The 26012-nt window shown below is 53.5% G+C and carries 21 protein-coding genes, 3 tRNA genes and 4 rRNA genes; 17 read left to right on the forward strand and 11 right to left on the reverse strand.

Features of this window, described 5'->3' with window-relative positions; all coding sequences use genetic code 11:
* Positions 1–58 precede the first annotated feature (58 nt).
* Entirely contained in the window at positions 59–1102 is a 1044-nt protein-coding gene (locus VW41_21420; GenBank protein ID AJZ91395.1) for a rod shape-determining protein MreB, read from the reverse strand.
* A 306-nt stretch (positions 1103–1408) separates the two neighbouring features.
* Entirely contained in the window at positions 1409–3349 is a 1941-nt protein-coding gene (locus tag VW41_21425) for a regulatory protein CsrD (protein ID AJZ91396.1), read from the reverse strand.
* 207 nt (positions 3350–3556) lie between these two features.
* On the opposite strand from VW41_21425, the gene VW41_21430 reads away from it, so the two are divergent.
* From VW41_21430 to VW41_21505, 16 genes are all read left to right on the forward strand, one after another.
* Positions 3557–4531 carry a quinone oxidoreductase gene (locus VW41_21430; protein AJZ91397.1) on the forward strand — a complete coding sequence of 325 codons (975 nt, stop codon included), beginning with the start codon at positions 3557–3559 and terminating at the stop codon, positions 4529–4531.
* 255 nt (positions 4532–4786) lie between these two features.
* A complete protein-coding gene (locus VW41_21435) occupies positions 4787–5791 on the forward strand; it encodes a TMAO/DMSO reductase (GenBank protein ID AJZ91398.1) in 1005 nt (334 codons plus the stop codon).
* Positions 5792–6391 carry a sulfite oxidase subunit YedZ gene (locus VW41_21440; protein AJZ91399.1) on the forward strand — a complete coding sequence of 200 codons (600 nt, stop codon included), beginning with the start codon at positions 5792–5794 and terminating at the stop codon, positions 6389–6391.
* Positions 6392–6622: 231 nt separating this feature from the next.
* Positions 6623–7075: a 3-dehydroquinate dehydratase gene (locus tag VW41_21445; GenBank protein ID AJZ91400.1), complete on the forward strand. Its 453-nt coding sequence runs from the start codon at positions 6623–6625 to the stop codon at positions 7073–7075.
* A gap of 22 nt (positions 7076–7097) precedes the next feature.
* Entirely contained in the window at positions 7098–7577 is a 480-nt protein-coding gene (locus tag VW41_21450) for an acetyl-CoA carboxylase (GenBank protein AJZ91401.1), read from the forward strand.
* Positions 7578–7587: 10 nt separating this feature from the next.
* On the forward strand, positions 7588–8934 hold the full coding sequence (locus VW41_21455) for an acetyl-CoA carboxylase (GenBank protein AJZ91402.1): 1347 nt from the start codon (positions 7588–7590) through the stop codon (positions 8932–8934).
* Positions 8935–9046: 112 nt separating this feature from the next.
* Positions 9047–9289, forward strand: coding sequence for a hypothetical protein (locus VW41_21460; GenBank protein AJZ91403.1), 243 nt, complete (start codon positions 9047–9049; stop codon positions 9287–9289).
* On the forward strand, positions 9279–10733 hold the full coding sequence (panF, locus tag VW41_21465; GenBank protein AJZ91404.1) for a sodium/panthothenate symporter: 1455 nt from the start codon (positions 9279–9281) through the stop codon (positions 10731–10733). Before VW41_21460 ends, panF begins: the two co-directional genes overlap by 11 nt.
* An 11-nt stretch (positions 10734–10744) precedes the next feature.
* Complete coding sequence (prmA, locus tag VW41_21470; protein AJZ91405.1) at positions 10745–11629, forward strand: ribosomal protein L11 methyltransferase; 885 nt, start codon at positions 10745–10747, stop codon at positions 11627–11629.
* Between the two features lie 371 nt (positions 11630–12000).
* Positions 12001–12966, forward strand: a complete 966-nt coding sequence (locus tag VW41_21475; protein ID AJZ91406.1) for a tRNA-dihydrouridine synthase B — start codon at positions 12001–12003, stop codon at positions 12964–12966.
* 25 nt (positions 12967–12991) lie between these two features.
* The gene (gene fis, locus VW41_21480) at positions 12992–13288 is read left to right on the forward strand and encodes a Fis family transcriptional regulator (GenBank protein ID AJZ91407.1); all 297 of its coding nucleotides are present in this window, start codon (positions 12992–12994) and stop codon (positions 13286–13288) included.
* A gap of 291 nt (positions 13289–13579) precedes the next feature.
* On the forward strand, positions 13580–13801 hold the full coding sequence (locus VW41_21485; GenBank protein ID AJZ91408.1) for a membrane protein: 222 nt from the start codon (positions 13580–13582) through the stop codon (positions 13799–13801).
* 312 nt (positions 13802–14113) lie between these two features.
* Positions 14114–15139: an amino acid ABC transporter substrate-binding protein gene (locus VW41_21490; protein AJZ91409.1), complete on the forward strand. Its 1026-nt coding sequence runs from the start codon at positions 14114–14116 to the stop codon at positions 15137–15139.
* A 71-nt stretch (positions 15140–15210) separates the two neighbouring features.
* On the forward strand, positions 15211–16392 hold the full coding sequence (locus VW41_21495) for an amino acid ABC transporter permease (GenBank protein ID AJZ91410.1): 1182 nt from the start codon (positions 15211–15213) through the stop codon (positions 16390–16392).
* Between the two features lie 9 nt (positions 16393–16401).
* A complete protein-coding gene (locus tag VW41_21500) occupies positions 16402–17505 on the forward strand; it encodes an amino acid ABC transporter permease (protein ID AJZ91411.1) in 1104 nt (367 codons plus the stop codon).
* 8 nt (positions 17506–17513) lie between these two features.
* Positions 17514–18272 (forward strand): ABC transporter ATP-binding protein, encoded by a 759-nt coding sequence (locus tag VW41_21505; GenBank protein AJZ91412.1) that lies wholly within the window; start codon positions 17514–17516, stop codon positions 18270–18272.
* Between the two features lie 237 nt (positions 18273–18509).
* Here VW41_21505 and VW41_21510 read toward each other — a convergent pair.
* From VW41_21510 to VW41_21540, 7 genes are all read right to left on the reverse strand, one after another.
* Positions 18510–18625 (reverse strand): 5S ribosomal RNA (locus VW41_21510).
* A gap of 39 nt (positions 18626–18664) precedes the next feature.
* Positions 18665–18740, reverse strand: a tRNA-Thr gene (locus tag VW41_21515).
* Positions 18741–18754: 14 nt separating this feature from the next.
* Positions 18755–18870 (reverse strand): 5S ribosomal RNA (locus tag VW41_21520).
* Between the two features lie 71 nt (positions 18871–18941).
* A 23S ribosomal RNA gene (locus VW41_21525) occupies positions 18942–21873 on the reverse strand.
* A gap of 187 nt (positions 21874–22060) precedes the next feature.
* A tRNA-Ala gene (locus tag VW41_21530) sits at positions 22061–22136 on the reverse strand.
* A gap of 113 nt (positions 22137–22249) precedes the next feature.
* Positions 22250–22326 (reverse strand) — tRNA-Ile (locus VW41_21535).
* A gap of 59 nt (positions 22327–22385) precedes the next feature.
* Positions 22386–23936: ribosomal RNA gene (locus VW41_21540) — 16S ribosomal RNA — on the reverse strand.
* Together the 16S, 23S and 5S rRNA genes with 3 tRNA genes alongside form the textbook arrangement of a ribosomal RNA operon.
* A gap of 472 nt (positions 23937–24408) precedes the next feature.
* Between VW41_21540 and VW41_21545 the strand changes: the two genes are divergently transcribed.
* Positions 24409–24963 carry a hypothetical protein gene (locus VW41_21545; protein AJZ91413.1) on the forward strand — a complete coding sequence of 185 codons (555 nt, stop codon included), beginning with the start codon at positions 24409–24411 and terminating at the stop codon, positions 24961–24963.
* Here VW41_21545 and VW41_21550 read toward each other — a convergent pair.
* The gene (locus VW41_21550; GenBank protein AJZ91414.1) at positions 24939–25196 is read right to left on the reverse strand and encodes a hypothetical protein; all 258 of its coding nucleotides are present in this window, start codon (positions 25194–25196) and stop codon (positions 24939–24941) included. The two genes, VW41_21545 and VW41_21550, sit on opposite strands and share 25 nt — an antisense overlap.
* A complete protein-coding gene (locus tag VW41_21555) occupies positions 25193–26011 on the reverse strand; it encodes a shikimate dehydrogenase (GenBank protein AJZ91415.1) in 819 nt (272 codons plus the stop codon). The genes VW41_21550 and VW41_21555 overlap by 4 nt, the downstream gene beginning before the upstream one ends.
* Position 26012: the final 1 nt, after the last annotated feature.

The following is a 26012-nucleotide window of genomic DNA, read 5'->3' on the forward strand; positions in this document are numbered from 1 at the left end:
TGCGTATTCCCAAACCAGCAAGCAGGGGCAGCGAAAAGCTCCCCCTGACCAGTGGCTGTTACTCTTCGCTAAACAAGTCGCCGCCGTGCATGTCGATCATTTCCAGTGCCTTGCCGCCGCCGCGGGCAACACAGGTCAGTGGATCTTCTGCAACTACTACCGGGATACCCGTCTCTTCCATCAGCAGGCGATCGAGGTTACGCAGCAATGCGCCACCGCCGGTCAGAACCATACCGCGCTCGGAGATATCGGATGCCAGCTCTGGCGGACACTGTTCCAGCGCAACCATCACCGCGCTAACAATACCGGTCAGCGGCTCCTGCAGTGCTTCGAGGATTTCGTTAGAGTTCAGGGTGAAACCGCGTGGCACACCTTCTGCCAGGTTACGGCCGCGAACTTCGATTTCACGCACTTCGTCGCCCGGGTAGGCAGAACCGATTTCGTGTTTGATACGTTCAGCGGTCGCTTCACCAATCAGTGAACCGTAGTTACGGCGCACATAATTGATGATGGCTTCATCGAAGCGGTCACCACCGATACGCACGGAAGAGGAGTAAACCACGCCGTTCAGGGAGATAACGGCCACTTCGGTGGTACCACCACCGATATCCACAACCATAGAGCCGGTTGCTTCAGAAACCGGCAGGCCTGCACCAATTGCCGCAGCCATTGGTTCTTCAATCAGAAACACTTCGCGCGCGCCTGCGCCCTGAGCGGACTCACGAATGGCGCGACGTTCAACCTGGGTAGCACCGACCGGCACACAAACCAGCACGCGCGGGCTTGGGCGCATGAAGCTGTTGCTGTGAACTTGTTTGATAAAGTGCTGCAGCATTTTCTCGGTCACGAAGAAGTCAGCGATAACGCCGTCTTTCATCGGACGAATAGCCGCGATGTTGCCCGGGGTACGGCCCAGCATCTGTTTAGCATCATGGCCTACGGCCGCAACGCTTTTTGGCGAGCCGGCGCGGTCCTGGCGAATGGCCACAACGGAGGGCTCATTCAGTACGATGCCTTGTCCTTTCACATAAATCAGGGTATTCGCAGTACCCAGGTCAATGGACAGGTCATTGGAAAACATGCCACGAAATTTTTTCAACATACTAAGGGATAATCCTGAAAGCTGGGGCGGATACAAAATCCGCTTACTTTACCAACCACACGCTACAGCGACAAGGCGCAAAAATGTTCTGCAACGGTGAAAAATAGTGCAGTTCACTACGACTGTAACACTTTTGAAACGTCTTCCTACATGGCGTTCAGAAATGCGGCAAACGCGGTAGAATAAACGAACAGCTAACAGCAGCAAACCGGTTCATAACGGCTGCGACAATCTGGCCGGCAGGCTGACTAGCCCCCTTGAGATGCAGCGCGAGTTATTCTACGTGAAATAATGGCAAACGGCAGGTTAAACCGAGTATCTTTGTGAATATTTTTTCACATTACTGTCAAGCGGCTGAGATGCGGCGATAAAATCGCCCTGCGCCCCCGCAACCCCGTTATCAATCAGCGTCTGCCATTCACTGCGGGTCCTCACTCCCGTAGCAAAAACACGGATTCGCGTGCCGTTACAGGCTTCAACCAGACTCTTCACAAAAAGCTGGTTTTCGGTACGCTTGCCGATGTTTCTGACCAGACCCGGATGCAGCTTAATTAACTCCACATCCAGCTCTTTAATATAGGTTGTGCTGACGACCGTTAATCCCGCCTGGATAATCACGACTCTTGCCCCTAACGCAGTGATTAGCCTTACAACATGTTGTAATCGGCTGATGTGTTGACATACATCTGCCTCAGCAAGTTCAAAAAGAATCCGCGCGCGCTTCGATTTTTCGCACTGCATCAGCGAATCACGCAGCCAGCGCTGGAAAGGCGCCCGGATGAGCGAGTCGACGGTGATTTGAATGGCAAGCGTTTCTTCCGGCCAAAAGTTCAGCAGCGGTAACAATCGCGTCACGATTTGCCGATCATACTGTTCTGATAAACCAAACTGCCTGACCATAGGCATATACTCTGCCGACAGCACCTCTTGCTCGCCGTCGAAGATACGGCACATGATTTCACGGTGGAGGACAACCCCATGCTTATCAACCGCCGGTTTCTGATAAAAACGTGGCCCGCCCTGCTTTAACACCTGCTCCAGTAAAGTGCGCCACTTCACGTTGCCCCGGCCCTGTTCCGGGAGCTTATCGTCGTAGACGGACCAGCTGTTGGCTCCCTGAAAAGCAGCATTGCGCGTCGCGATTTCCGCATGTTCCATGACCTGCTCTTTTGTCTGCCCGCTGCGCCACGCGCAAATACCAATGTGCAGCATATCGCTACGATCAACCATGCGGGTTGACGGGAGTGCGTCCACGGAATTCAGCAGTTGGCTGGCGATACCATCCGCCTCTTTCAGCGTGCGGTGCGGTAGCAGTACCGCAAAATCACTGCGGAAATAACGGGCTAATAAAGCACCTGGATAGCGCATCACAAAGGTCGAGAGCAGGTTAACCAAAGTGAATAAGTATTCTTCAACCGGGCCGTTACCCCAGGTTTCTTTTAATAGCTCGAAATCAGGCAGGCGAATCATCATCACCACGCCGTGAGCGCCGACCTGCTCCTGCCCTTCCAGCAGCGTTGCCAGTTGGTTATCAAAGAACAAGCGATTATTGAGCCCGGTTTTAATGTCCTGGGCGGCGAAAGCCCGAATCAGAGTATCCACGCGGCTTCGCTGCTCGCTGGCACTTTGCAGATCGGAAAGTAAGGTGTCCATTGCACTACTCACCAACGGCGGCCATTCATGCACTGAACCACGCACTTCCGCCCCGCGTTCGCCGCTAATGATTTTTCCCGCCCTAATTTCCAGAAGCTCTTGCCCGGAAAGCTGACGCCTCAGCCAGCGCCCCGCCAGGAAGAGCACGACCAGCATAAAAGCGACTGCCGCAGTCAATGGTGCAGTGGTAAACATGGCGTGGTAGTAAACGGCAATCGGGTCGAGATAAGTCAGCCGCAGGGTCATGCCGGGGTGCTTCATCAGCGCGACATTAATGGTGCGATAGGTATATTGCGTTCCCAACGGGCGATAGCCTTCGGGTAAAACATGCTGAAAAAGAGGGGTTTTATCCGCCATCAGGCGAATTTCTGTGATGTCCACCGGTACCATCAGCTCGCTAAAGTGCTCCACAAGCTCCTGGGGCGAACGAGAGACCAACTGGTTATCAATGATCGTAACAACGGCCATAATCCGTTGCTGAGTTTTGTCGTGAACTGAGTTATAGAAGCTTAACAGACACCCAAAGAGCGTGACGAAAATCGCGAGCCCGGTTAAGAGGGTCATAAAGGCTGAAAGTTTCGTCGTTAATCGCATCCCTGTGTTAACTCCGGTTAGTGAAAATTAACCACACTCATCATGTGCCCCAAACGAGGAAGCATTAAATAGCAAAGGTCGACCTCAGGCAAACGAAACCCCTCGGGAATTTCTGAGCATTTATTGCGTCAGGTCGGCTCTTCACATCAGTATCGGAGTATAGTCTGCTAAGATTTTTTTCCCATTGCTACCGACCGAGGAACCCCCATGCAGGCATTAATCCTGGAACAGTCCGAAGGCCAAACCGTGGCCGCGGTAAAAACGCTCGACCACGATGCGCTGCCCGAAGGCAACGTAACCGTGGAGATTGATTACTCCAGCCTGAATTACAAAGACGCGCTGGCCATCACCGGCAAAGGCAAAATTATCCGTAATTTTCCGATGGTGCCAGGCATCGACTTTGCAGGCAAAGTGCTCACCAGCGAAGACGCTCGCTTTCATCCAGGCCAGGCGGTGTTACTCACCGGCTGGGGCGTAGGAGAAAATCATTGGGGTGGGCTGGCGGAAGCCGCGCGGGTGAAAAGCGACTGGCTGGTCGCAATGCCTGAAGGTCTGGACGCTCGCAAAGCGATGATTATCGGCACTGCCGGCTTTACCGCGATGCTTTGCGTAATGGCGCTTGAAGAAGCTGGTGTTAAGCCGGAAAGCGGCGAAATCGTTGTCACTGGCGCAAGCGGCGGCGTGGGCAGTACGGCCATCGCGCTACTGCATAAGCTGGGCTATAAAGTGGCCGCAGTATCCGGGCGCGAAAGTACACATGATTACCTGCGTAGCCTCGGTGCCGACCGCATTCTTAGCCGCGATGAGTTCACAGAAACCCGTCCGCTGGAAAAACAGCTCTGGGCCGGGGCCATTGATACCGTGGGCGATAAAGTGCTGGCGAAAGTCCTTGCGCAGATGAACTACGGCGGCTGCGTGGCGGCTTGCGGTTTAGCCGGTGGCTTCGCGCTGCCAACTACCGTCATGCCGTTTATTCTGCGTAATGTCCGCCTGCAGGGCGTAGATTCAGTGATGACGCCACCGGATCGTCGCGCGGCCGCCTGGGCACGCCTGGTACAAGACTTGCCGGATGACTTCTACCAGCAAGCAACCACCGAAATCGGCCTCGCAGAAGCGCCAAAGTACGCCAGCGACATTATTAATAATGCCGCTCAGGGCAGAACTCTGGTAAAAGTGCGCTAAACCTTGCCCGAGGAGCGCCCCAGCCGCTCCTCGGATTGATGACAAACACCCGAAAAACGTGGTGTTTGGGGTAAACCAGAGAACATAATTGATTGTTTTGATTAGGCCGAAGTTTGGACCTTTTTAGAGCAATGAACTTTGTCAGTAGCCTCAGGAGTGACATTCTGTCACTCCTCAAATTTCAATTTTTCGTGACATATTCGCCGGAACGCTTTCTCTCGGTCATGCTTAGGCTACCGCTACAAGGAGAACGTTATGAAAAAGGTTACCCGGTTCACCGAAGCCGACGTTACGCCAGAATCCGTGTTTATGATGAAGCGTCGCCAGGTGCTGAAGGCCCTGGGCATCAGCGCGGCCGCATTGTCGCTCCCCCAAACCGCCAACGCGGATATTCTTTCCTGGTTCAAAGGTAACGATCGCCCCCCGGCCCCTGCCGGCAAACCGCTGACGTTCAGTAAGCCTGAACAGTATCAGGCAAAGCTGGCCCTGACTCCGGAAGACAAAGTTACCGGCTACAACAACTTCTACGAATTTGGTCTGGATAAGGCCGATCCTGCCGCTAATGCCGGCGGGCTAAAAACCGACCCCTGGCAGATTAAAATCAGCGGCGAAGTGGCTAAGCCCATGACGCTCGATCACGACGATCTTTATAAATGTTTCCCGCTAGAAGAACGCATTTACCGCATGCGCTGCGTTGAGGCCTGGTCGATGGCCGTACCGTGGATTGGCTTCCCGCTGCACAAGCTACTCGCCATGGTTGAGCCCACCAGCAATGCAAAATACGTTGCCTTTGAAACGCTTTATGACCCGGAGCAAATGCCGGGCCAAAAAGACCGCTTTATCGGCGGCGGCCTGCAATACCCTTATGTAGAAGGATTGCGGCTGGATGAAGCGATGCATCCGCTCACGCTGTTAACCGTGGGCGTATATGGTAAGGCTTTGCCGCCGCAAAACGGCGCGCCGATTCGCCTCACGGTACCGTGGAAGTACGGTTTTAAGGGCATCAAATCCATCGTGAGTATCAAGCTGGTACGCGAGCTGCCGCCTACGACATGGAACCTTGCCGCGCCGAATGAATATGGTTTTTACGCCAACGTGAACCCGCACGTCGATCATCCTCGCTGGTCGCAGGCCTCAGAGCGCTTCATTGGCTCAGGCGGCATACTGGACGTTAAGCGCCAGCCCACGCTGCTGTTTAACGGCTATGCCGACCAGGTAGCCTCGCTGTATCGCGGCCTTAACCTGAAGGAGAACTTCTGAGTGCGCCTGACGGTAAAACAGATTACCTGGCTGAAAGTGGGCCTTCACCTGGCCGCGTTTCTGCCCTTCGTCTGGCTGTTTTACGCGGCAAGCCAGGGACTTTTCAGCGCCGACCCGGCAAAAGATATTCAGCATTTTACCGGCAGAATGGCGCTCAAACTGCTGCTGGCAACGCTGCTGATTACGCCGCTGGCCCGCTATGCCAAACAGCCATTGTTGATTCGCACCCGCCGTCTGTTGGGCGTGTGGTGTTTCGTCTGGGCAACGCTGCACCTCACCAGCTATTCTCTACTGGAGCTGGGGATCAGCAATCTTGGCCTGCTTGGGCAAGAGCTGGTGAGCCGTCCTTATCTGACGCTGGGCATCATTTGCTGGATTATCCTGCTGGCACTGGCCGTCACATCCACCCAGCGAGCGCAGCGTTTTTTGGGTGCCCGCTGGCAGAAACTGCATAACTTCGTCTATCTGGTCGCGATCCTCGCGCCGATTCATTTCCTCTGGTCAGTAAAGATTTTATCCCCGCAGCCCTTGCTTTATGCGCTGGGCGCGATCATTCTTCTTGCACTTCGCTACAAGAAGTTTCGCCAGTGGTGGCGCTAGCCGCAAAGCGTGTGCTTCTCCGCAGAATAAACATCAATCGGTATCCTGAACTGGATATCGGTTGATCATCTTCCCTGATAAGACCAGTATTTAGCTGCCAAATGCTACGAAATCGTTATAATGTGCGACTTCGGTTTTTTCTGATGCCTCTTTTCGGCTCGAAAAGGTGACAACCGGAAAACTTAGGTATATTTTGTAAATTGCCTACTAATCGCAGGAGATGGCAGCACGATGTCGGGTGAATTTCACATTTTGCTTTTGAATGGCCCTAATCTGAACATGCTGGGCACCCGGGAGCCGGACAAGTACGGCCACCAGACGTTAGCAGAAATTGTTAACACGCTTGAGGCAGAAGCAACAAGCCTTGGCGTAACGCTCAGCCACCTGCAATCTAACGCGGAATATGCGTTGATTGACCGAATTCATCAGGCCAAAGACACTGTCGACTTTATCCTGATTAATCCGGCCGCGTTCACGCATACCAGCGTCGCGCTGCGCGATGCGTTACTGGCGGTGGATATCCCGTTTATCGAGATTCACCTCAGCAATGTTCACGCGCGTGAACCGTTTCGCCATCATTCCTATCTTTCAGATAAGGCCATCGGCGTGATCTGCGGATTAGGCGCTGACGGCTATTCATATGCACTACAGACGGCGGTAAAACGCCTGTCAAAATCCATCTAAACAAAGAGTACGGAACCCACTCATGGATATTCGTAAGATTAAAAAACTGATCGAGCTGGTTGAAGAATCAGGCATCGCTGAACTGGAAATTTCTGAAGGCGAAGAGTCTGTACGCATCAGCCGCTCCCCGGCAAACGCAGGTTTCCCGGTGATGCAACAGGCTTATGCTGCACCTATGTACCAGCCTCAGCCACAACCGGGTCTGTCCCAGGCTGTTGCGCCAGCCGCAACGCCGGCAATGGAAGCCCCTGCAGCTGCTGAAGTCAGTGGTCACATCGTACGTTCCCCAATGGTCGGTACCTTCTACCGTACCCCAAGCCCGGATGCAAAAGCGTTTGTGGAAGTGGGCCAGAAAGTTAACGTTGGCGACACCCTTTGCATCGTTGAAGCAATGAAAATGATGAACCAGATCGAATCTGATAAAGCCGGTGTGGTGAAAGCAATTCTGATCGAGAATGGTCAGCCGGTAGAATTTGACGAGCCGCTGGTCGTCATCGAGTAACGAGGCGAACATGCTGGATAAAATTGTCATCGCCAACCGCGGCGAGATTGCCCTGCGAATTCTTCGTGCCTGTAAAGAACTGGGCATCAAGACTGTCGCCGTGCACTCAAGCGCGGACCGCGATCTAAAACACGTATTACTGGCGGATGAGACGGTGTGTATTGGCCCGGCTCCGTCCGTAAAAAGCTACCTGAACATCCCGGCAATCATCTCTGCGGCGGAAATCACCGGCGCGGTAGCGATTCACCCGGGCTACGGCTTCCTGTCTGAAAACGCCAACTTTGCCGAGCAGGTTGAACGTTCTGGCTTTATCTTCATCGGCCCGAAAGCTGAAACTATCCGCCTGATGGGCGACAAAGTTTCCGCAATCACCGCGATGAAAAAAGCTGGCGTACCGACGGTACCAGGCTCTGATGGCCCACTGGACGGCGACATGGATAAAAACCGTGCCCATGCAAAACGCATCGGCTACCCGGTGATTATCAAAGCCTCCGGCGGCGGCGGCGGTCGCGGTATGCGCGTAGTGCGCAGCGACGCGGAACTCGAGCAATCCATTAACATGACCCGTGCGGAAGCCAAAGCGGCTTTCAACAACGACATGGTTTACATGGAGAAATACCTCGAGAATCCACGCCATATCGAGATTCAGGTTCTGGCCGACGGCCAGGGGCACGCTATCTATCTGGCTGAACGTGACTGCTCCATGCAGCGCCGCCACCAGAAAGTCGTTGAAGAAGCACCAGCGCCTGGCATCACGCCGGAACTGCGTAAATTCATCGGCGACCGCTGCGCCAAAGCCTGTATCGACATTAACTATCGCGGCGCAGGTACTTTCGAGTTCCTGTTCGAAAACGGCGAGTTCTATTTCATCGAAATGAACACCCGTATTCAGGTAGAACACCCGGTTACCGAAATGATCACCGGCGTTGACCTGATCAAAGAGCAGCTGCGTATTGCGGCCGGCCAGCCGCTGTCCATCAAACAGGAAGACGTTCACGTTACCGGCCACGCGGTGGAATGCCGTATCAACGCCGAAGACCCGAACACCTTCCTGCCAAGCCCGGGCAAAATCACGCGCTTCCACGCGCCTGGTGGTTTTGGCGTGCGTTGGGAATCGCATATCTACGCCGGTTACACAGTGCCGCCGTACTACGATTCAATGATTGGTAAGCTCATCTGCTACGGCGAAACGCGTGAAGTGGCTATTGCCCGCATGAAAAACGCTCTGGCAGAACTGATTATCGATGGCATCAAAACCAACATCGAGCTGCAGACCAAAATCATGAACGACGAAAACTTCCAGCACGGTGGAACTAACATCCACTATCTGGAGAAGAAACTCGGTCTTCAGCACTAAGTTTTCGTTGAACATGTCGATAAAAGGCCGGATTTCCGGCCTTTTCTTTTTTTATCCTCCGACAGGATGGATGCGTTACAATCCCCGCTTTCCGCGAACTCAAGGGACAAAAATGGACAACCGTTTTGTTCAGGCCCATAAAGAAGCGCGCTGGGCGCTCTGGCTGACCTTGCTCTATCTTGCCGCATGGTTAGTGGCTGCTTACTTACCTGATAACACGCAGGGCATAACCGGACTACCTCACTGGTTCGAGATGGCCTGCCTGCTGGTACCGCTGCTTTTTATCCTGCTTTGCTGGCTGATGGTGAAACTCCTCTTCCGCGATATTCCTCTGGGGGATGACCATGCAAAATGAAGTTATTGCCGTGCTGGTTATCTACCTGATCGCGGTCTTTGGCCTTTCCGTGTACGCCATGCGTCAGCGCACCTCCGGCACCTTTCTGAGTGAATATTTCCTCGGCAGCCGTTCCATGGGCGGCTTCGTGCTGGCCATGACGCTCACCACCACCTACATTAGCGCCAGCTCGTTTATCGGCGGACCGGGCGCCGCCTATAAGTTCGGCCTGGGCTGGGTGCTGCTGGCTATGATTCAGATCCCGACCATCTGGCTTTCTCTGGGTATTCTCGGGAAGAAATTCGCTATCCTGGCGCGTCGCTATAACGCCATTACGCTGAATGACATGCTTCAGGCCCGCTACCAGAATCGGGCCGTCGTCTGGATTGCCAGCATCAGCCTGCTGGTCGCGTTTGTCGGCGCGATTGCCGTACAGTTTATCGGCGGTGCGAGGCTGCTGGAAACGGCGGCGGGGATAAAGTATGAAACCGGCCTGCTGATTTTCGGGATCACCATCGCGCTCTATACTTCCTTTGGTGGCTTCCGCGCCAGCGTACTCAACGACACCATGCAGGGCATGGTAATGCTGATAGGCACCATTGTGCTGCTGGTCGGCGTGGTTCATGCCGCAGGCGGGTTGGGCAACGCGGTACAAACGTTAGAGCATATCGATCCGAAACTCGTCAGCCCCCAGGGCGCAGGCGACATTCTGACGCCCACGTTTATGGCCTCCTTCTGGGTGCTGGTCTGTTTTGGCGTTATCGGCCTGCCCCACACGGCGGTACGCTGCATCTCTTATAAAGACAGTCAGGCCGTCCACCGCGGTATTATCATCGGCACTATTGTGGTCGCGATTCTGATGCTGGGTATGCACCTTGCGGGTGCGCTGGGTAGAGCGGTTCTGCCGGGATTGACGGTGCCGGACCTGGTGATCCCTACGCTGATGATGAAGGTCCTGCCGCCGTGGGCCGCTGGGCTATTCCTGGCCGCGCCAATGGCCGCCATTATGTCCAACGTTAACGCACACTTGCTGCAGGCGTCAGCGACGATCGTGAAAGACCTGTGGCTTAGCGCAAGTCCGACTAAAATTCGTCAGGAGCGCCGCCTGAAGCGTATTTCTACCACCACTACGCTGGTGCTGGGCATCCTGATGATGCTGGCTGCCTGGCGGCCGCCGGAAATGATTATCTGGCTTAATCTGCTGGCCTTCGGGGGCCTGGAGGCCGTTTTCCTGTGGCCGCTGGTGCTGGGCCTCTATTGGGAGAAAGCTAATGCTGCGGGCGCGCTTAGCGGCATGATTGTCGGCGGCGTGCTGTACGCGGTGCTCGCCAGTTTCGGCCTGCAGCTCCTGGGCTTCCACCCGATTGTGCCCTCGCTGCTATTCAGCTTGCTGGCGTTCCTGATAGGTAACCGTTTTGGTCGTACCGTTCCGGAGCCCCTTCTTGTTTCCACTACTGATAAATAAAGAGTTTCGCCATGCCATGGATCCAACTGAAAATTAACACCACCGGCGGCAACGCTGAAAGCTTAGGCGATGCGCTGATTGAAAGCGGGGCGGTTTCCGTCACTTTCCAGGACACCCACGACACGCCGGTCTTTGAACCGCTCCCGGGTGAAACTCGCCTTTGGGGCGATACCGACGTTATCGGCCTGTATGACGCGGAAACCGACATGGAAGACGTTGTCGCTATCCTTGAGAACTGTCCTTTACTGGGCCAGGGCTTCCACCACAAAGTAGAACAGCTGGAAGATAAAGACTGGGAGCGCGAATGGATGGACAACTTCCACCCAATGCGCTTCGGCAATCGACTGTGGATCTGCCCAAGCTGGCGCGATGTGCCGGACGAAAACGCGGTGAACGTGATGCTCGACCCGGGGCTTGCGTTTGGCACCGGCACCCACCCAACCACCTCGCTGTGCCTGGAATGGCTCGACGGCCTGGATCTGGCGGGAAAAACCGTGATCGACTTCGGCTGCGGCTCCGGGATCCTGGCGATTGCAGCCCTTAAACTGGGGGCCGCAAAAGCTATCGGTATCGATATCGATCCACAGGCAATTCAGGCGAGCCGTGATAACGCCGAGCGCAACGGTGTTTCAGAGCGGCTTGAGCTTTACCTGCCGAAAGATCAACCAGAAGCCATGAGCGCCGATGTGGTGGTCGCAAACATCCTTGCAGGCCCTTTGCGCGAGTTAGCGCCATTAATCAGCGTCCTGCCCGTGGAGGGTGGCTTCCTTGGCCTTTCCGGCGTTCTGGCAAGCCAGGCCGAAGGAGTGTGTGAAGCTTATGCCGATAAGTTCACGCTTGATCCGGTCGCGGAAAAAGAAGAGTGGTGCCGCATCACCGGGCGCAAGTACGGCTGATGAAAATACCGGCATACGGACGCCGCGCCGTGTGCCGTTTTTAGCCAGTTTTAGTGAGCAAGCCACATCCAAAAATGAGAGCTTGTTCGCATAAATAAACCAAATCTGACCACAAAAACAGCGGTTTATCTGGTGAAAACCCCCTGTTCGACAGCATATTTCTGCTAACTTTCAGGAAAATTTAAAACAGCACGAAATAAACGAAAAATCCTAACCCACTGATTAATTTGATTAATTGTTTATTCTGGCCACACTTGTTGCCGCTTCATTGATCTGTGACAGAGGATTGTTCAAAGTTTGGCCTTTCATCTCGTGCGAAAAATGCGTAATATACGCCGCCTTGCAGGCACAGTATGGTCATTTCTTAACTCATGCGCATCGGACACCACCAGCTCAGAAATCGCCTGATCGCAGCACCTATGGCTGGCATTACTGACAGACCATTCAGGACGCTGTGCTACGAGATGGGAGCCGGGTTAACCGTTTCCGAGATGATGTCCTCTAACCCGGAAGTTTGGGCGAGCGACAAGTCCCGTTTACGCATGGTTCATGTGGATGAACCGGGTATTCGCACCGTGCAAATTGCCGGCAGCGTACCGGAAGAGATGGCAGAAGCCGCGCGAATTAACGTGGCTAATGGCGCCCAGATTATTGATGTCAATATGGGTTGTCCGGCAAAAAAGGTGAATCGTAAGCTGGCAGGTTCAGCCCTTCTGCAGTACCCGAGTCTGGTAAAGGACATCGTGACGACGGTAGTGAAGGCAGTGGATGTTCCTGTGACGTTGAAGATTCGTACCGGCTGGGAGCCCGCGCACCGTAACTGTGTAGAGATTGCCCAACTGGCTGAAGACTGTGGGATTCAGGCTCTGACAATTCATGGACGCACACGCGCCTGTTTATTCCAGGGCGATGCTGAATACGACAGCATTCGGGCAGTTAAGCAGAAAGTTTCCATTCCGATTATCGCGAATGGTGACATTACTGACCCGCTTAAAGCCAGAGCCGTACTTGACTATACGGGGGCTGATGCCCTGATGATAGGCCGTGCGGCTCAGGGAAGACCCTGGATCTTTCGGGAAATCCAGCATTATCTGGACACTGGAGAGCTGCTGCCCCCCTTGCCTCTGGCAGAGGTGAAGCGCTTACTTTGCTCGCACGTTCGGGAACTGCATAGCTTTTATGGCGATGTAAAAGGTTACCGAATTGCTCGTAAACACGTATCCTGGTATCTCCAGGAGCACGCTCCAAATGACCAGTTTCGGCGCACATTCAACGCCATTGAGGATGCCAGCGAACAGCTGGAGGCGTTGGAGGCATACTTCGAAAATTTTGCGTAAACAGAAATAAAGAGCTGACAGAACTATGTTCGAACAACGCGTAAATTCTGACGTACTGACCGTTTCTACCGTTAACTCTCAGGATCAGGTAACCCAAAAACCCCTGCGTGATTCCGTGAAACAGGCACTGAAGAACTATTTTGCTCAACTGAACGGTCAAGATGTGAATGACCTGTATGAGCTGGTACTGGCTGAAGTAGAGCAGCCATTGTTGGACATGGTGATGCAATACACCCGTGGCAACCAGACCCGCGCTGCCCTGATGATGGGCATCAACCGTGGTACGCTGCGTAAGAAACTGAAAAAATACGGCATGAACTGATACTAATCAGTTAGTGTTGTGAAAAGGCGCGACTCGGCATGGGAAAGCGCCTTTTCTCTTTTCTGCGCTTCAAATCTGACGTTTTTCCCCATCATTTATCGCTGTGCGGCCTTTTCCTTCACTTTGTTTACACTTCACACGCTTTGCAATTATTCCCCGATCCTGTGGTCTGAGACGCAGTGGTAAAATAGCCACATTCACACCGGTGCAGCATCCGTGAAAGCTTCGTACCTTTATGGGGTCCCGCGAGAGCAATCCCTGTTCCGGCGTTTGGTTAAACCGAGGTTCAAAATGACTAAATTCATCGCCGTCGCATTGCTCACTACGTTTCTGGCAGGCTGTGCGACCGACTCCCCTTGCGTACCGGTCTATGACGACCAGGGGCGCCTGGTGCACACCAATACCTGTATGAAAGGCACTACCCAGGATAACTGGGAAACCGCAGGCGCTATTGCCGCCGGCACAGCCGCAGTGGCTGGCGTTGCCCTGGGTATCGTGGCGCTTACCAAATAACGCCTCCTCTCTGACAAAGCGCGAGACACTCGCGCTTTTTTTGTGCCCTCTCCCTGCAACATCTGAATCATTTTGCTCTGAAATGCGCCGTTAGTTGCAGCCCTGCACTATTTCGGCGCATTTTTTTTGCGCATTTTTTTGCCCTTTTCTCTATTGCTGTCTGCCTTCTGCTGCGTAAGACGTTCCCCTTATAAACCTGGCATCCACTTTGCTTTAAAGACTATGACTCGGGCACTTGCCACGAATACGGATCTGGCTCCTCCCGGAAGCCATTTCGCCAATAACGATAATTTCGCCACTCAGGATGCATTTATGAAGAAGATGATGATCGCCACTCTGGTCGCTACCGGCACGCTGTTTGCGATGGCTAATCAGGCTCATGCCGGCACCACGCTGGATGCCGTCAAAAAGAAGGGCTTCGTGCAATGCGGGATCAGTGACGGTTTGCCAGGCTTTTCTTACGCTGACGGCAGCGGCAAATTTACCGGTATCGATGTGGATGTGTGCCGTGGCGTTGCGGCGGCCGTCTTCGGCGATGCTTCTAAAGTGAAATACACCCCGCTGACCGCGAAAGAGCGCTTTACTGCTCTGCAGTCCGGCGAGGTAGATATCCTCTCTCGTAACACCACCTGGACTTCCTCCCGCGATGCGGGAATGGGGATGGTGTTCACCGGGGTGACTTACTACGACGGCATTGGCTTCCTGACCCACAATAAAGCCGGCCTCAAAAGTGCGAAAGAGCTCGACGGCGCAACAGTTTGTATTCAGGCGGGGACGGACACCGAGCTGAACGTCGCAGACTACTTCAAAGCCAATAACATGAAGTACACGCCGGTAACCTTTGACCGCTCAGACGAGTCCGCCAAAGCGCTGGAGTCCGGGCGCTGCGATACCCTGGCCTCAGATCAATCACAGCTGTATGCCCTGCGCATCAAGCTCAGTAACCCGGCTGAATGGCTCGTGCTGCCGGAAGTCATCTCTAAAGAACCGCTGGGGCCTGTAGTACGCCGGGGTGACGATGACTGGTTCTCTATCGTGCGCTGGACGCTGTTCGCCATGCTGAATGCCGAAGAGATGGGCATCAACTCTAAAAACGTCGACCAGATGGCCGCCAATCCAACCACTCCGGATATGGCGCACCTGTTAGGAAAAGAAGGTGATTTCGGCAAAGACCTGAAGCTGGACAATAAATGGGCCTACAACATCGTTAAGCAGGTCGGCAACTACGCTGAGATTTTCGAGAGCAACGTCGGCGCCCAAAGCCCGCTGAAAATCAAACGCGGCCAGAACAACCTCTGGAACAACGGCGGGATTCAGTACGCCCCACCAGTTCGCTAAGCGAAATACCAGACCAGGGCACTGCCCGGTGCAGTGCCCCAGATCTATGTTCCTGTTACTGAGGTTTGCTTATGCGTCATCACCGCCCAGCCGTGAAGGCCGACTTATCTTTTTCTAACCCCTCGGTTCGCGCCTGGCTGTATCAGATAGTCGCCATCGCCTTTGTTATTGGCGTGGCGGTTTATTTGATTCACAACACTATTACCAACCTGGACAGCCGCGGTATTACTTCCGGTTTTGCCTTTCTCGATCGCGCCGCAGGGTTCGGCATTGTCCAGCATCTGATTGATTACGATCAGGGAGATACCTACGGCAAAGTCTTTGTCGTTGGCCTGTTGAATACCCTCCTGGTGTCTGTCCTGTGCATTGTATTCGCTACGTTTATCGGCTTTTTTGTTGGCCTGGCACGACTCTCTGATAACTGGCTGGTGCGTAAGCTCTCCACCTTCTATATAGAGACATTTCGCAACATCCCCCCGCTGCTGCAAATTTTCTTCTGGTACTTTGCCGTTCTGCGTAATCTGCCGGGCCCACGTCAGGCGCTGGATGCCTTCGGCCTGATGTATCTGAGCAATCGCGGGTTGTCTCTTCCGGCGCCAGGGATGGGGGAAGGTTTGCTGGCATTTGCGGCTGCCATTCTGTGTGCGCTGATCGTCTCTGCGGGTCTGTATCGCTATAACAAAATGCACCAGATGAGAACCGGGCAGATACGTCGTACCTGGCCGGTGACGATCGCCTTGATCGTTGCGCTACCGATGCTGGCGCATTTGATCTTCGGAGCCGCGCTGCATTGGGATATTCCAGTCCTGCACGGCTTCAACTTCAGCGGTGGGATTGTACTAATTCCTGAGCTGGCGGCCTTAACGCTGGCGCTGTCGGTTTACACCTCGGTGTTTATCGCGGAAATCATTCGCTCGGGTATTCAGTCCGTGCCCTTTGGTCAGCATGAGGCGGCTTTGTCCCTGGGCCTGCCTAAGCAGGTCACACTTCGCCAGGTGATTGTGCCCCAGGCGCTGAGAGTCATTATCCCGCCATTGACCAGCCAGTACCTGAACATCGTCAAAAACTCCTCGCTGGCAGCGGCCATTGGTTATCCGGATATGGTTTCGCTGTTTGCCGGCAGCGTGCTGAACCAGACGGGCCAGGCGATAGAAACCATCGCTATCACGATGTCCGTTTATTTGCTTATCAGCCTGGTTATCTCGCTGCTGATGAATGTCTATAACCGCCGTATCGCCCTGGTCGAGCGCTAAGGAATGTCGATGACTAAAGTTTTAGCGGCGCACGGCGCCCGTCCGGCAGGTAACCACCCGGAACGAATCTGGCGCTGGATGCGTAAAAATCTCTTCTCCAGTTGGCTGAACACTCTGCTCACGCTGCTTTGCCTCGGGCTGATGTGGACACTTATCCCTCCGCTTCTGGACTGGATGATATTTCAGGCTAACTGGGTGGGTGAAACGCGGACCGACTGCACCAAAGGTGGAGCATGTTGGGTATTTATCCACGCGCGTTTCGGGCAATTCATGTATGGGCTTTACCCGCACGATCAGCGCTGGCGCATCAACCTTGCCCTCATCATTGGGCTACTTTCCGTGGCAGCAATGTTCTGGAAGTCACTTCCCCACCGTGGCCGCTATATCGCCGGCTGGGCAGTAGCCTATCCGATCCTCGTCTGGGTATTGATGTATGGCGGGTTCCTGGGGCTGGAGCGCGTGGAGACTCGTCTCTGGGGCGGATTAACGCTCACGCTGATCATTGCTTCCGTCGGCATCGCAGGCGCCCTGCCGCTGGGTATTGTACTGGCATTGGGCAGACGCTCGCGCATGCCGGTCGTGCGAGTCCTCTCGATAATGTTTATCGAATTCTGGCGGGGCGTACCGCTGATTACGGTACTTTTCATGTCCTCGGTGATGCTGCCGCTGTTTCTGCCGGAAGGCACCACCATCGATAAACTTATTCGGGCGTTAGTTGGGGTGATTTTGTTTCAGTCGGCCTATGTGGCCGAGGTAGTTCGGGGCGGGTTACAGGCTCTGCCGAAAGGGCAATATGAGGCCGCAGAGTCATTGGCGCTGGGTTACTGGAAAACGCAGGGCCTGGTGATTTTACCTCAGGCCCTGAAGCTGGTGATCCCGGGCCTGGTGAACACGATTATTGCCCTGTTTAAAGATACCAGCCTGGTGATAATCATCGGCCTGTTCGATCTGTTTAGCAGCGTACAGCAGGCTACTGTAGATCCGGCCTGGTTAGGCATGTCGACGGAAGGCTATGTCTTTGCCGCTATCGTTTATTGGATTTTCTGTTTCAGTATGTCGCGCTATAGCCAACACCTTGAAAAGCGCTTCCACACCGGCCGTACGCCGCACTAAGGATTATCATGAGTAAAATGACACTGCAGGCTGCCGACACGATGATCACGCTGGAAAACGTGAACAAATGGTATGGGCAATTCCATGTTTTAAAAGATATTAATCTCAATGTGAAGCAAGGCGAGCGTATCGTGCTGTGTGGGCCATCAGGCTCCGGGAAATCAACGACTATTCGCTGCATTAACCACCTTGAAGAGCATCAGCAGGGGCGTATTGTCGTCGACGGCACAGAGCTGAATGACGATCTCCGTAATATAGAAAAAGTCCGTACCGAAGTCGGGATGGTCTTCCAGCACTTTAACCTGTTCCCGCATTTAACCGTTCTGCAGAACTGTACCCTGGCCCCGATTTGGGTGCGTAAGATGCCGAAGAAAGAAGCCGAGGCACTGGCGATGCATTACCTTGAGCGAGTGCGAATCGCTGAACATGCGCATAAATTCCCGGGGCAAATATCCGGTGGCCAGCAGCAGCGCGTGGCCATTGCCCGCTCGTTATGCATGAAACCTAAAATCATGCTGTTCGACGAACCCACGTCTGCCCTTGACCCGGAAATGGTGAAAGAAGTGCTGGATACCATGATTGGCCTGGCAGAATCCGGCATGACGATGCTGTGCGTTACACACGAAATGGGCTTTGCCCGCACTGTTGCCGACAGGGTTATCTTTATGGATCGCGGAGAGATCGTAGAACAGGCCCCGCCTGAGGAGTTTTTTGCCCATCCCAAATCAGAGCGCACTCGTGCTTTTCTTTCTCAGGTAATCCACTGACACAACACAGGCCGCTAATGCGGCCTTTTTAATGCTGTTTTGCATATCTCAGAAAGCAAAAAACCCCGGCCTTTCGGGCGGGGTTATTGCTTAATTTGATGCCTGGCAGTTGTATGCCGGGCTTTCTTGCCCGTTACTCTTCAGGCCGCCGCCAGCGGCATTCAAAAGTGCTCCCCGACAAACAGCAGGCAAAACAAAAGGCCCAGTCTTTCGACTGGGCCTTTTGTTTTATTTGATGCCTGACAGTTCCCTACTCTCGCATGGGGAGACCCCACACTACCATCGGCGCTACGGCGTTTCACTTCTGAGTTCGGCATGGGGTCAGGTGGGACCACCGCGCTACGGCCGTCAGGCAAATTCTTTTCTACGCGCCGAACTTTAACCTAATAAAGTGGTGCTGATACCCAGAGTCGAACTGGGGACCTCACCCTTACCAAGGGTGCGCTCTACCAACTGAGCCATATCAGCACGCTTAATTTGATGCCTGGCAGTTCCCTACTCTCGCATGGGGAGACCCCACACTACCATCGGCGCTACGGCGTTTCACTTCTGAGTTCGGCATGGGGTCAGGTGGGACCACCGCGCTACGGCCGCCAGGCAAATTCTGTCATTGACCGTCACTCCCGTGACCATCAATCTAATCCTGAACTAAGCTGAAAATCTCTCTAAAAACACCTTCGGTGTTGTAAGGTTAAGCCTCACGGATCATTAGTACTGGTTAGCTCAACGTATCGCTACGCTTACACACCCAGCCTATCAACGTCGTAGTCTTCAACGTTCCTTCAGGACTCTCAAGGAGTCAGGGAGAACTCATCTCGGGGCAAGTTTCGCGCTTAGATGCTTTCAGCGCTTATCTTTTCCGCATTTAGCTACCGGGCAATGCCATTGGCATGACAACCCGAACACCAGTGATGCGTCCACTCCGGTCCTCTCGTACTAGGAGCAGCCCCCCTCAATTCTCCAGCGCCCACGGCAGATAGGGACCGAACTGTCTCACGACGTTCTAAACCCAGCTCGCGTACCACTTTAAATGGCGAACAGCCATACCCTTGGGACCTACTTCAGCCCCAGGATGTGATGAGCCGACATCGAGGTGCCAAACACCGCCGTCGATATGAACTCTTGGGCGGTATCAGCCTGTTATCCCCGGAGTACCTTTTATCCGTTGAGCGATGGCCCTTCCATTCAGAACCACCGGATCACTAAGACCTGCTTTCGCACCTGCTCGAGCCGTCACTCTCGCAGTCAAGCTAGCTTATGCCTTTGCACTAACCTCACGATGTCCGACCGTGATTAGCTAACCTTCGTGCTCCTCCGTTACGCTTTAGGAGGAGACCGCCCCAGTCAAACTACCCACCAGACACTGTCCGCAACCCGGATCACGGGTCTACGTTAGAACATCAAACATTAAAGGGTGGTATTTCAAGGTTGGCTCCACGCAGACTGGCGTCCACGCTTCAAAGCCTCCCACCTATCCTACACATCAAGGCTCAATGTTCAGTGTCAAGCTATAGTAAAGGTTCACGGGGTCTTTCCGTCTTGCCGCGGGTACACTGCATCTTCACAGCGATTTCAATTTCACTGAGTCTCGGGTGGAGACAGCCTGGCCATCATTACGCCATTCGTGCAGGTCGGAACTTACCCGACAAGGAATTTCGCTACCTTAGGACCGTTATAGTTACGGCCGCCGTTTACCGGGGCTTCGATCAAGAGCTTCTCCTTACGGATAACCCCATCAATTAACCTTCCGGCACCGGGCAGGCGTCACACCGTATACGTCCACTTTCGTGTTTGCACAGTGCTGTGTTTTTAATAAACAGTTGCAGCCAGCTGGTATCTTCGACTGCCTTCAGCTCCACCCGCGAGGGGTTTCACTTACCGACAGCGTGCCTTCTCCCGAAGTTACGGCACCATTTTGCCTAGTTCCTTCACCCGAGTTCTCTCAAGCGCCTTGGTATTCTCTACCTGACCACCTGTGTCGGTTTGGGGTACGATTTAATGTTACCTGATGCTTAGAGGCTTTTCCTGGAAGCAGGGCATTTGTTACTTCAGCACCGTAGTGCCTCGTCATCACACCTCAGCGTTAACAGAAGTCCGGATTTACCTAAACTTCCCGCCTACATGCTTAAACCGGGACAACCGTCGCCCGGCTAACATAGCCTTCTCCGTCCCCCCTTCGCAGTAACACCAAGTACAGGAATATTAACCTGTTTCCCATCGACTACGCCTTTCGGCCTCGCCTTAGGGGTCGACTCACCCTGCCCCGATTAACGTTGGACAGGAACCCTTGGTCTTCCGGCGAGCGGGCTTTTCACCCGCTTTATCGTTACTTATGTCAGCATTCGCACTTCTGATACCTCCAGCAAACCTCACAGTTCACCTTCAACGGCTTACAGAACGCTCCCCTACCCAACAACACATAGTGTCGCTGCCGCAGCTTCGGTGCATGGTTTAGCCCCGTTACATCTTCCGCGCAGGCCGACTCGACCAGTGAGCTATTACGCTTTCTTTAAATGATGGCTGCTTCTAAGCCAACATCCTGGCTGTCTGTGCCTTCCCACATCGTTTCCCACTTAACCATGACTTTGGGACCTTAGCTGGCGGTCTGGGTTGTTTCCCTCTTCACGACGGACGTTAGCACCCGCCGTGTGTCTCCCGTGATAACATTCTTCGGTATTCGTAGTTTGCATCGGGTTGGTAAGCCGGGATGGCCCCCTAGCCGAAACAGTGCTCTACCCCCGAAGATGAGTTCACGAGGCGCTACCTAAATAGCTTTCGGGAGAACCAGCTATCTCCCGGTTTGATTGGCCTTTCACCCCCAGCCACAAGTCATCCGCTAATTTTTCAACATTAGTCGGTTCGGTCCTCCAGTTAGTGTTACCCAACCTTCAACCTGCCCATGGCTAGATCACCGGGTTTCGGGTCTATACCCTGCAACTTAACGCCCAGTTAAGACTCGGTTTCCCTGCGGCTCCCCTATACGGTTAACCTTGCTACAGAATATAAGTCGCTGACCCATTATACAAAAGGTACGCAGTCACCCCATAAAGAGGCTCCCACTGCTTGTACGTACACGGTTTCAGGTTCTTTTTCACTCCCCTCGCCGGGGTTCTTTTCGCCTTTCCCTCACGGTACTGGTTCACTATCGGTCAGTCAGGAGTATTTAGCCTTGGAGGATGGTCCCCCCCATATTCAGACAGGATACCACGTGTCCCGCCCTACTCTTCGAACTCACAGTATGTGCATTTTAGTGTACGGGAGTATCACCCTGTACCCTGCGACTTTCCAGACGCTTCCACTAACACACAAACTGATTCAGGTTCTGGGCTGCTCCCCGTTCGCTCGCCGCTACTGGGGGAATCTCGGTTGATTTCTTTTCCTCGGGTACTTAGATGTTTCAGTTCCCCCGGTTCGCTTCATTACGCTATGTATTCACGCAATGATAGTGTGACGAATCACACTGGGTTTCCCCATTCGGAAATCGCCGGCTATAACGGTTCATATCACCTTACCGACGCTTATCGCAGATTAGCACGTCCTTCATCGCCTCTGACTGCCAGGGCATCCACCGTGTACGCTTAGTCGCTTAACCTCACAACCCGAAGATGTTTCACTTCAGATTATGAAAATTTGAGAGACTCGAACATGTCTTAACCTCATTCTTTATTACGGAAGAACGAGACGACATGTCGTTTCAATTTTCAGCTTGTTCCGGATTGTTAAAGAGCAAATACTTCGCAGTACACCGTCACCGGTACACTCTGAAGTAAGTTTTGTGCGCGAAATGATGGTGGAGCTAAGCGGGATCGAACCGCTGACCTCCTGCGTGCAAGGCAGGCGCTCTCCCAGCTGAGCTATAGCCCCATCGATTTCGTAAAACCTTTGATTACCGTTAATTTTCATCTGGTCAAGGCGCAACTTAGCGACACATACTTAAGTATGCGAATCTGAGGTGCAACGCAGAACAGGGGAAAATTTGGTAGGCCTGAGTGGACTTGAACCACCGACCTCACCCTTATCAGGGGTGCGCTCTAACCACCTGAGCTACAAGCCTATAAGGTTTTACTGCTCGTTTTCTATCAGACAATCTGTGTGAGCACTACGCGGGTTGTATCTATTAGGTAAGGAGGTGATCCAACCGCAGGTTCCCCTACGGTTACCTTGTTACGACTTCACCCCAGTCATGAATCACAAAGTGGTAAGCGCCCTCCCGAAGGTTAAGCTACCTACTTCTTTTGCAACCCACTCCCATGGTGTGACGGGCGGTGTGTACAAGGCCCGGGAACGTATTCACCGTAGCATTCTGATCTACGATTACTAGCGATTCCGACTTCATGGAGTCGAGTTGCAGACTCCAATCCGGACTACGACGCACTTTATGAGGTCCGCTTGCTCTCGCGAGGTCGCTTCTCTTTGTATGCGCCATTGTAGCACGTGTGTAGCCCTACTCGTAAGGGCCATGATGACTTGACGTCATCCCCACCTTCCTCCAGTTTATCACTGGCAGTCTCCTTTGAGTTCCCGGCCGAACCGCTGGCAACAAAGGATAAGGGTTGCGCTCGTTGCGGGACTTAACCCAACATTTCACAACACGAGCTGACGACAGCCATGCAGCACCTGTCTCAGAGTTCCCGAAGGCACCAATCCATCTCTGGAAAGTTCTCTGGATGTCAAGAGTAGGTAAGGTTCTTCGCGTTGCATCGAATTAAACCACATGCTCCACCGCTTGTGCGGGCCCCCGTCAATTCATTTGAGTTTTAACCTTGCGGCCGTACTCCCCAGGCGGTCGACTTAACGCGTTAGCTCCGGAAGCCACGCCTCAAGGGCACAACCTCCAAGTCGACATCGTTTACGGCGTGGACTACCAGGGTATCTAATCCTGTTTGCTCCCCACGCTTTCGCACCTGAGCGTCAGTCTTTGTCCAGGGGGCCGCCTTCGCCACCGGTATTCCTCCAGATCTCTACGCATTTCACCGCTACACCTGGAATTCTACCCCCCTCTACAAGACTCAAGCTTGCCAGTTTCGAATGCAGTTCCCAGGTTGAGCCCGGGGATTTCACATCCGACTTAACAAACCGCCTGCGTGCGCTTTACGCCCAGTAATTCCGATTAACGCTTGCACCCTCCGTATTACCGCGGCTGCTGGCACGGAGTTAGCCGGTGCTTCTTCTGCGAGTAACGTCAATCACTAAGGTTATTAACCTTAATGCCTTCCTCCTCGCTGAAAGTACTTTACAACCCGAAGGCCTTCTTCATACACGCGGCATGGCTGCATCAGGCTTGCGCCCATTGTGCAATATTCCCCACTGCTGCCTCCCGTAGGAGTCTGGACCGTGTCTCAGTTCCAGTGTGGCTGGTCATCCTCTCAGACCAGCTAGGGATCGTCGCCTAGGTGAGCCATTACCCCACCTACTAGCTAATCCCATCTGGGTTCATCTGATGGCAAGAGGCCCGAAGGTCCCCCTCTTTGGTCTTGCGACGTTATGCGGTATTAGCTACCGTTTCCAGTAGTTATCCCCCTCCATCAGGCAGATCCCCAGACATTACTCACCCGTCCGCCGCTCGTCACCCAGGAGCAAGCTCCCCGTGCTACCGCTCGACTTGCATGTGTTAGGCCTGCCGCCAGCGTTCAATCTGAGCCATGATCAAACTCTTCAATTTAAAAGTGTTTGATGCTCAAAGAATTAAAACTGTTTATAAAATCAGTAGTCACTCTTCAAGACTTGATATTTGTTTGCATCCGAAGATGCTGAGATATCAATCCTGCGAGTGCCCACACAGATTGTCTGATAAATTGTTAAAGAGCAGTGAGTTAGGCGCTTTCGCTTGCTAACTCGAGGTGGCGTATATTACGCTTTCCTCTTTCAGAGTCAACCCCGATTTTCAGGATTTTTTCTCTTTATCGAACCGGCCATTTTGTGAAGTGATTCACTGTGCCGTCTCGATGGAGGCGCATTATAGGGATCCCACTTTTTAGCACAAGTACTTTTTCGATCTTTTTTTCTGAATGTTTAGTTTTCACACTTTTCGATGAGATCCTGTTCGATCTGCCCTCTTTTCGGCCCTTTACTCCCTTGCCATTGCTCAAGAAAGCGGCCACAGTCTATTCATGTAATGAATTTCCCTGAGGTGTGTATGTCTGCGGTACTGCGTGCTTTTCAAAAAACGTTCCCTCAACTCGGTGAACGAGTCATGGTTGATCCCACCAGCGTGGCAATTGGTGATGTAAAACTGGGGGATGATGTCAGCATCTGGCCGTTGGTTGCCATTCGCGGTGACGTAAACACCGTGACAATTGGAGCACGCACCAATATTCAGGATGGAAGCGTGCTTCATGTTACCCATAAGTCTTCTTATAAACCTGAAGGGAATCCGCTGGCTGTCGGTGAAGATGTGACGGTGGGCCATAAGGTTATGCTGCATGGCTGCACGATCGGCAATCGCGTCCTGGTCGGAATGGGGTCGATCCTATTGGACGGTGTAGTAGTAGAAGATGATGTGATGATTGGTGCCGGTAGCCTGGTCCCCCAGAACAAGCGCCTGGAAAGCGGCTTTCTCTATTTAGGCAGTCCGGTGAAGCAGATTCGCCGTCTGACTGAAACGGAGCTGGCCGGATTAACCTACTCCGCTAACAATTATGTTCGCTGGAAAGATGAGTATCTGGCTCAGGATAGCCAGTACCATCCTTGATCGCCTTCCTGCTCACTTTCGATCAGACTTTCGGCTTCTTCCTCAAGATCCCAACGATGTTGCCGAAACAACAACAGCCACTCTTCGGCGCCCTTGCCGCCGAAGCGGCCGGCAAGGGCCGATGAGCCTATCGCGCACTCAACCTGGAACCCCTGCACTAGCGCCGGAAAACGGATAGCCTGCCGCTCTTCATCCCAGACTTCACGATCCGGGAACTGAATGGCCTGGTTCACGCCGTCATTTCTCTTTTCAACGCCTCAATAACCGGCGCAACATCCGGCATAGCCCCGTGCCAAAGCATGAAGGCGTGTGCGGCCTGCCCCACCAGCATGCCAAGACCGTCTGCGTGATGCACTACGCCGTGGCCGACGGCCCAGCTCAAGAACGGCGTCAGTCCCTTCTGGTAAAACATGTCATAGCAGCTCACACGGTGGGAAAGAAGAGAAACCGGCAACGCAGGGATCTCACCACCAATCCCGCTGGAGGTGGCGTTGATCAGCAAATCGAATTCATGCCCTTCGAGCTGATCCATCTCGACCGCGTTAACGCTACCCGTATGGCTAAACAAATCAGCGAGCTGTTCCGCTTTGGCAAACGTTCGGTTGGTTATCGTGACCGCACAATCTAATGATAACAATGGCAACAGCACGCCGCGGGCGGCACCGCCAGCGCCCACCAGCAGAATACGATCGCCGGGTCGGATCAATTTCAAACGTTCAAGATCGCTCAACAAGCCAATTCCGTCCGTATTGTCCCCAAGCAAACGCCCATCTTCCAGCCGCTTAAGCGTATTTACCGCCCCGGCAAGCGCCGCCCGCTCTGTTAGCTCGTCTGCACGAGCAAAAGCCTGTTCTTTAAAAGGTACGGTGACATTGGCGCCCTTTCCCCCTGTGTTAAAAAAGGCGTCAAGTGTTTCAACAAAGGTGTCTAACGGAGCAAGCACGCGTCCATAAGGATGTTCAATGCCCAATTGTTCAGCGAAATGGCGATGAATAAGAGGGGATTTGCTGTGCTGGATGGGGTTACCAAAAACGGCGAAAGTTTCCATA

The organism is Klebsiella michiganensis, assembly GCA_000963575.1.
Lineage (GTDB): Bacteria > Pseudomonadota > Gammaproteobacteria > Enterobacterales > Enterobacteriaceae > Cedecea > Cedecea michiganensis_A.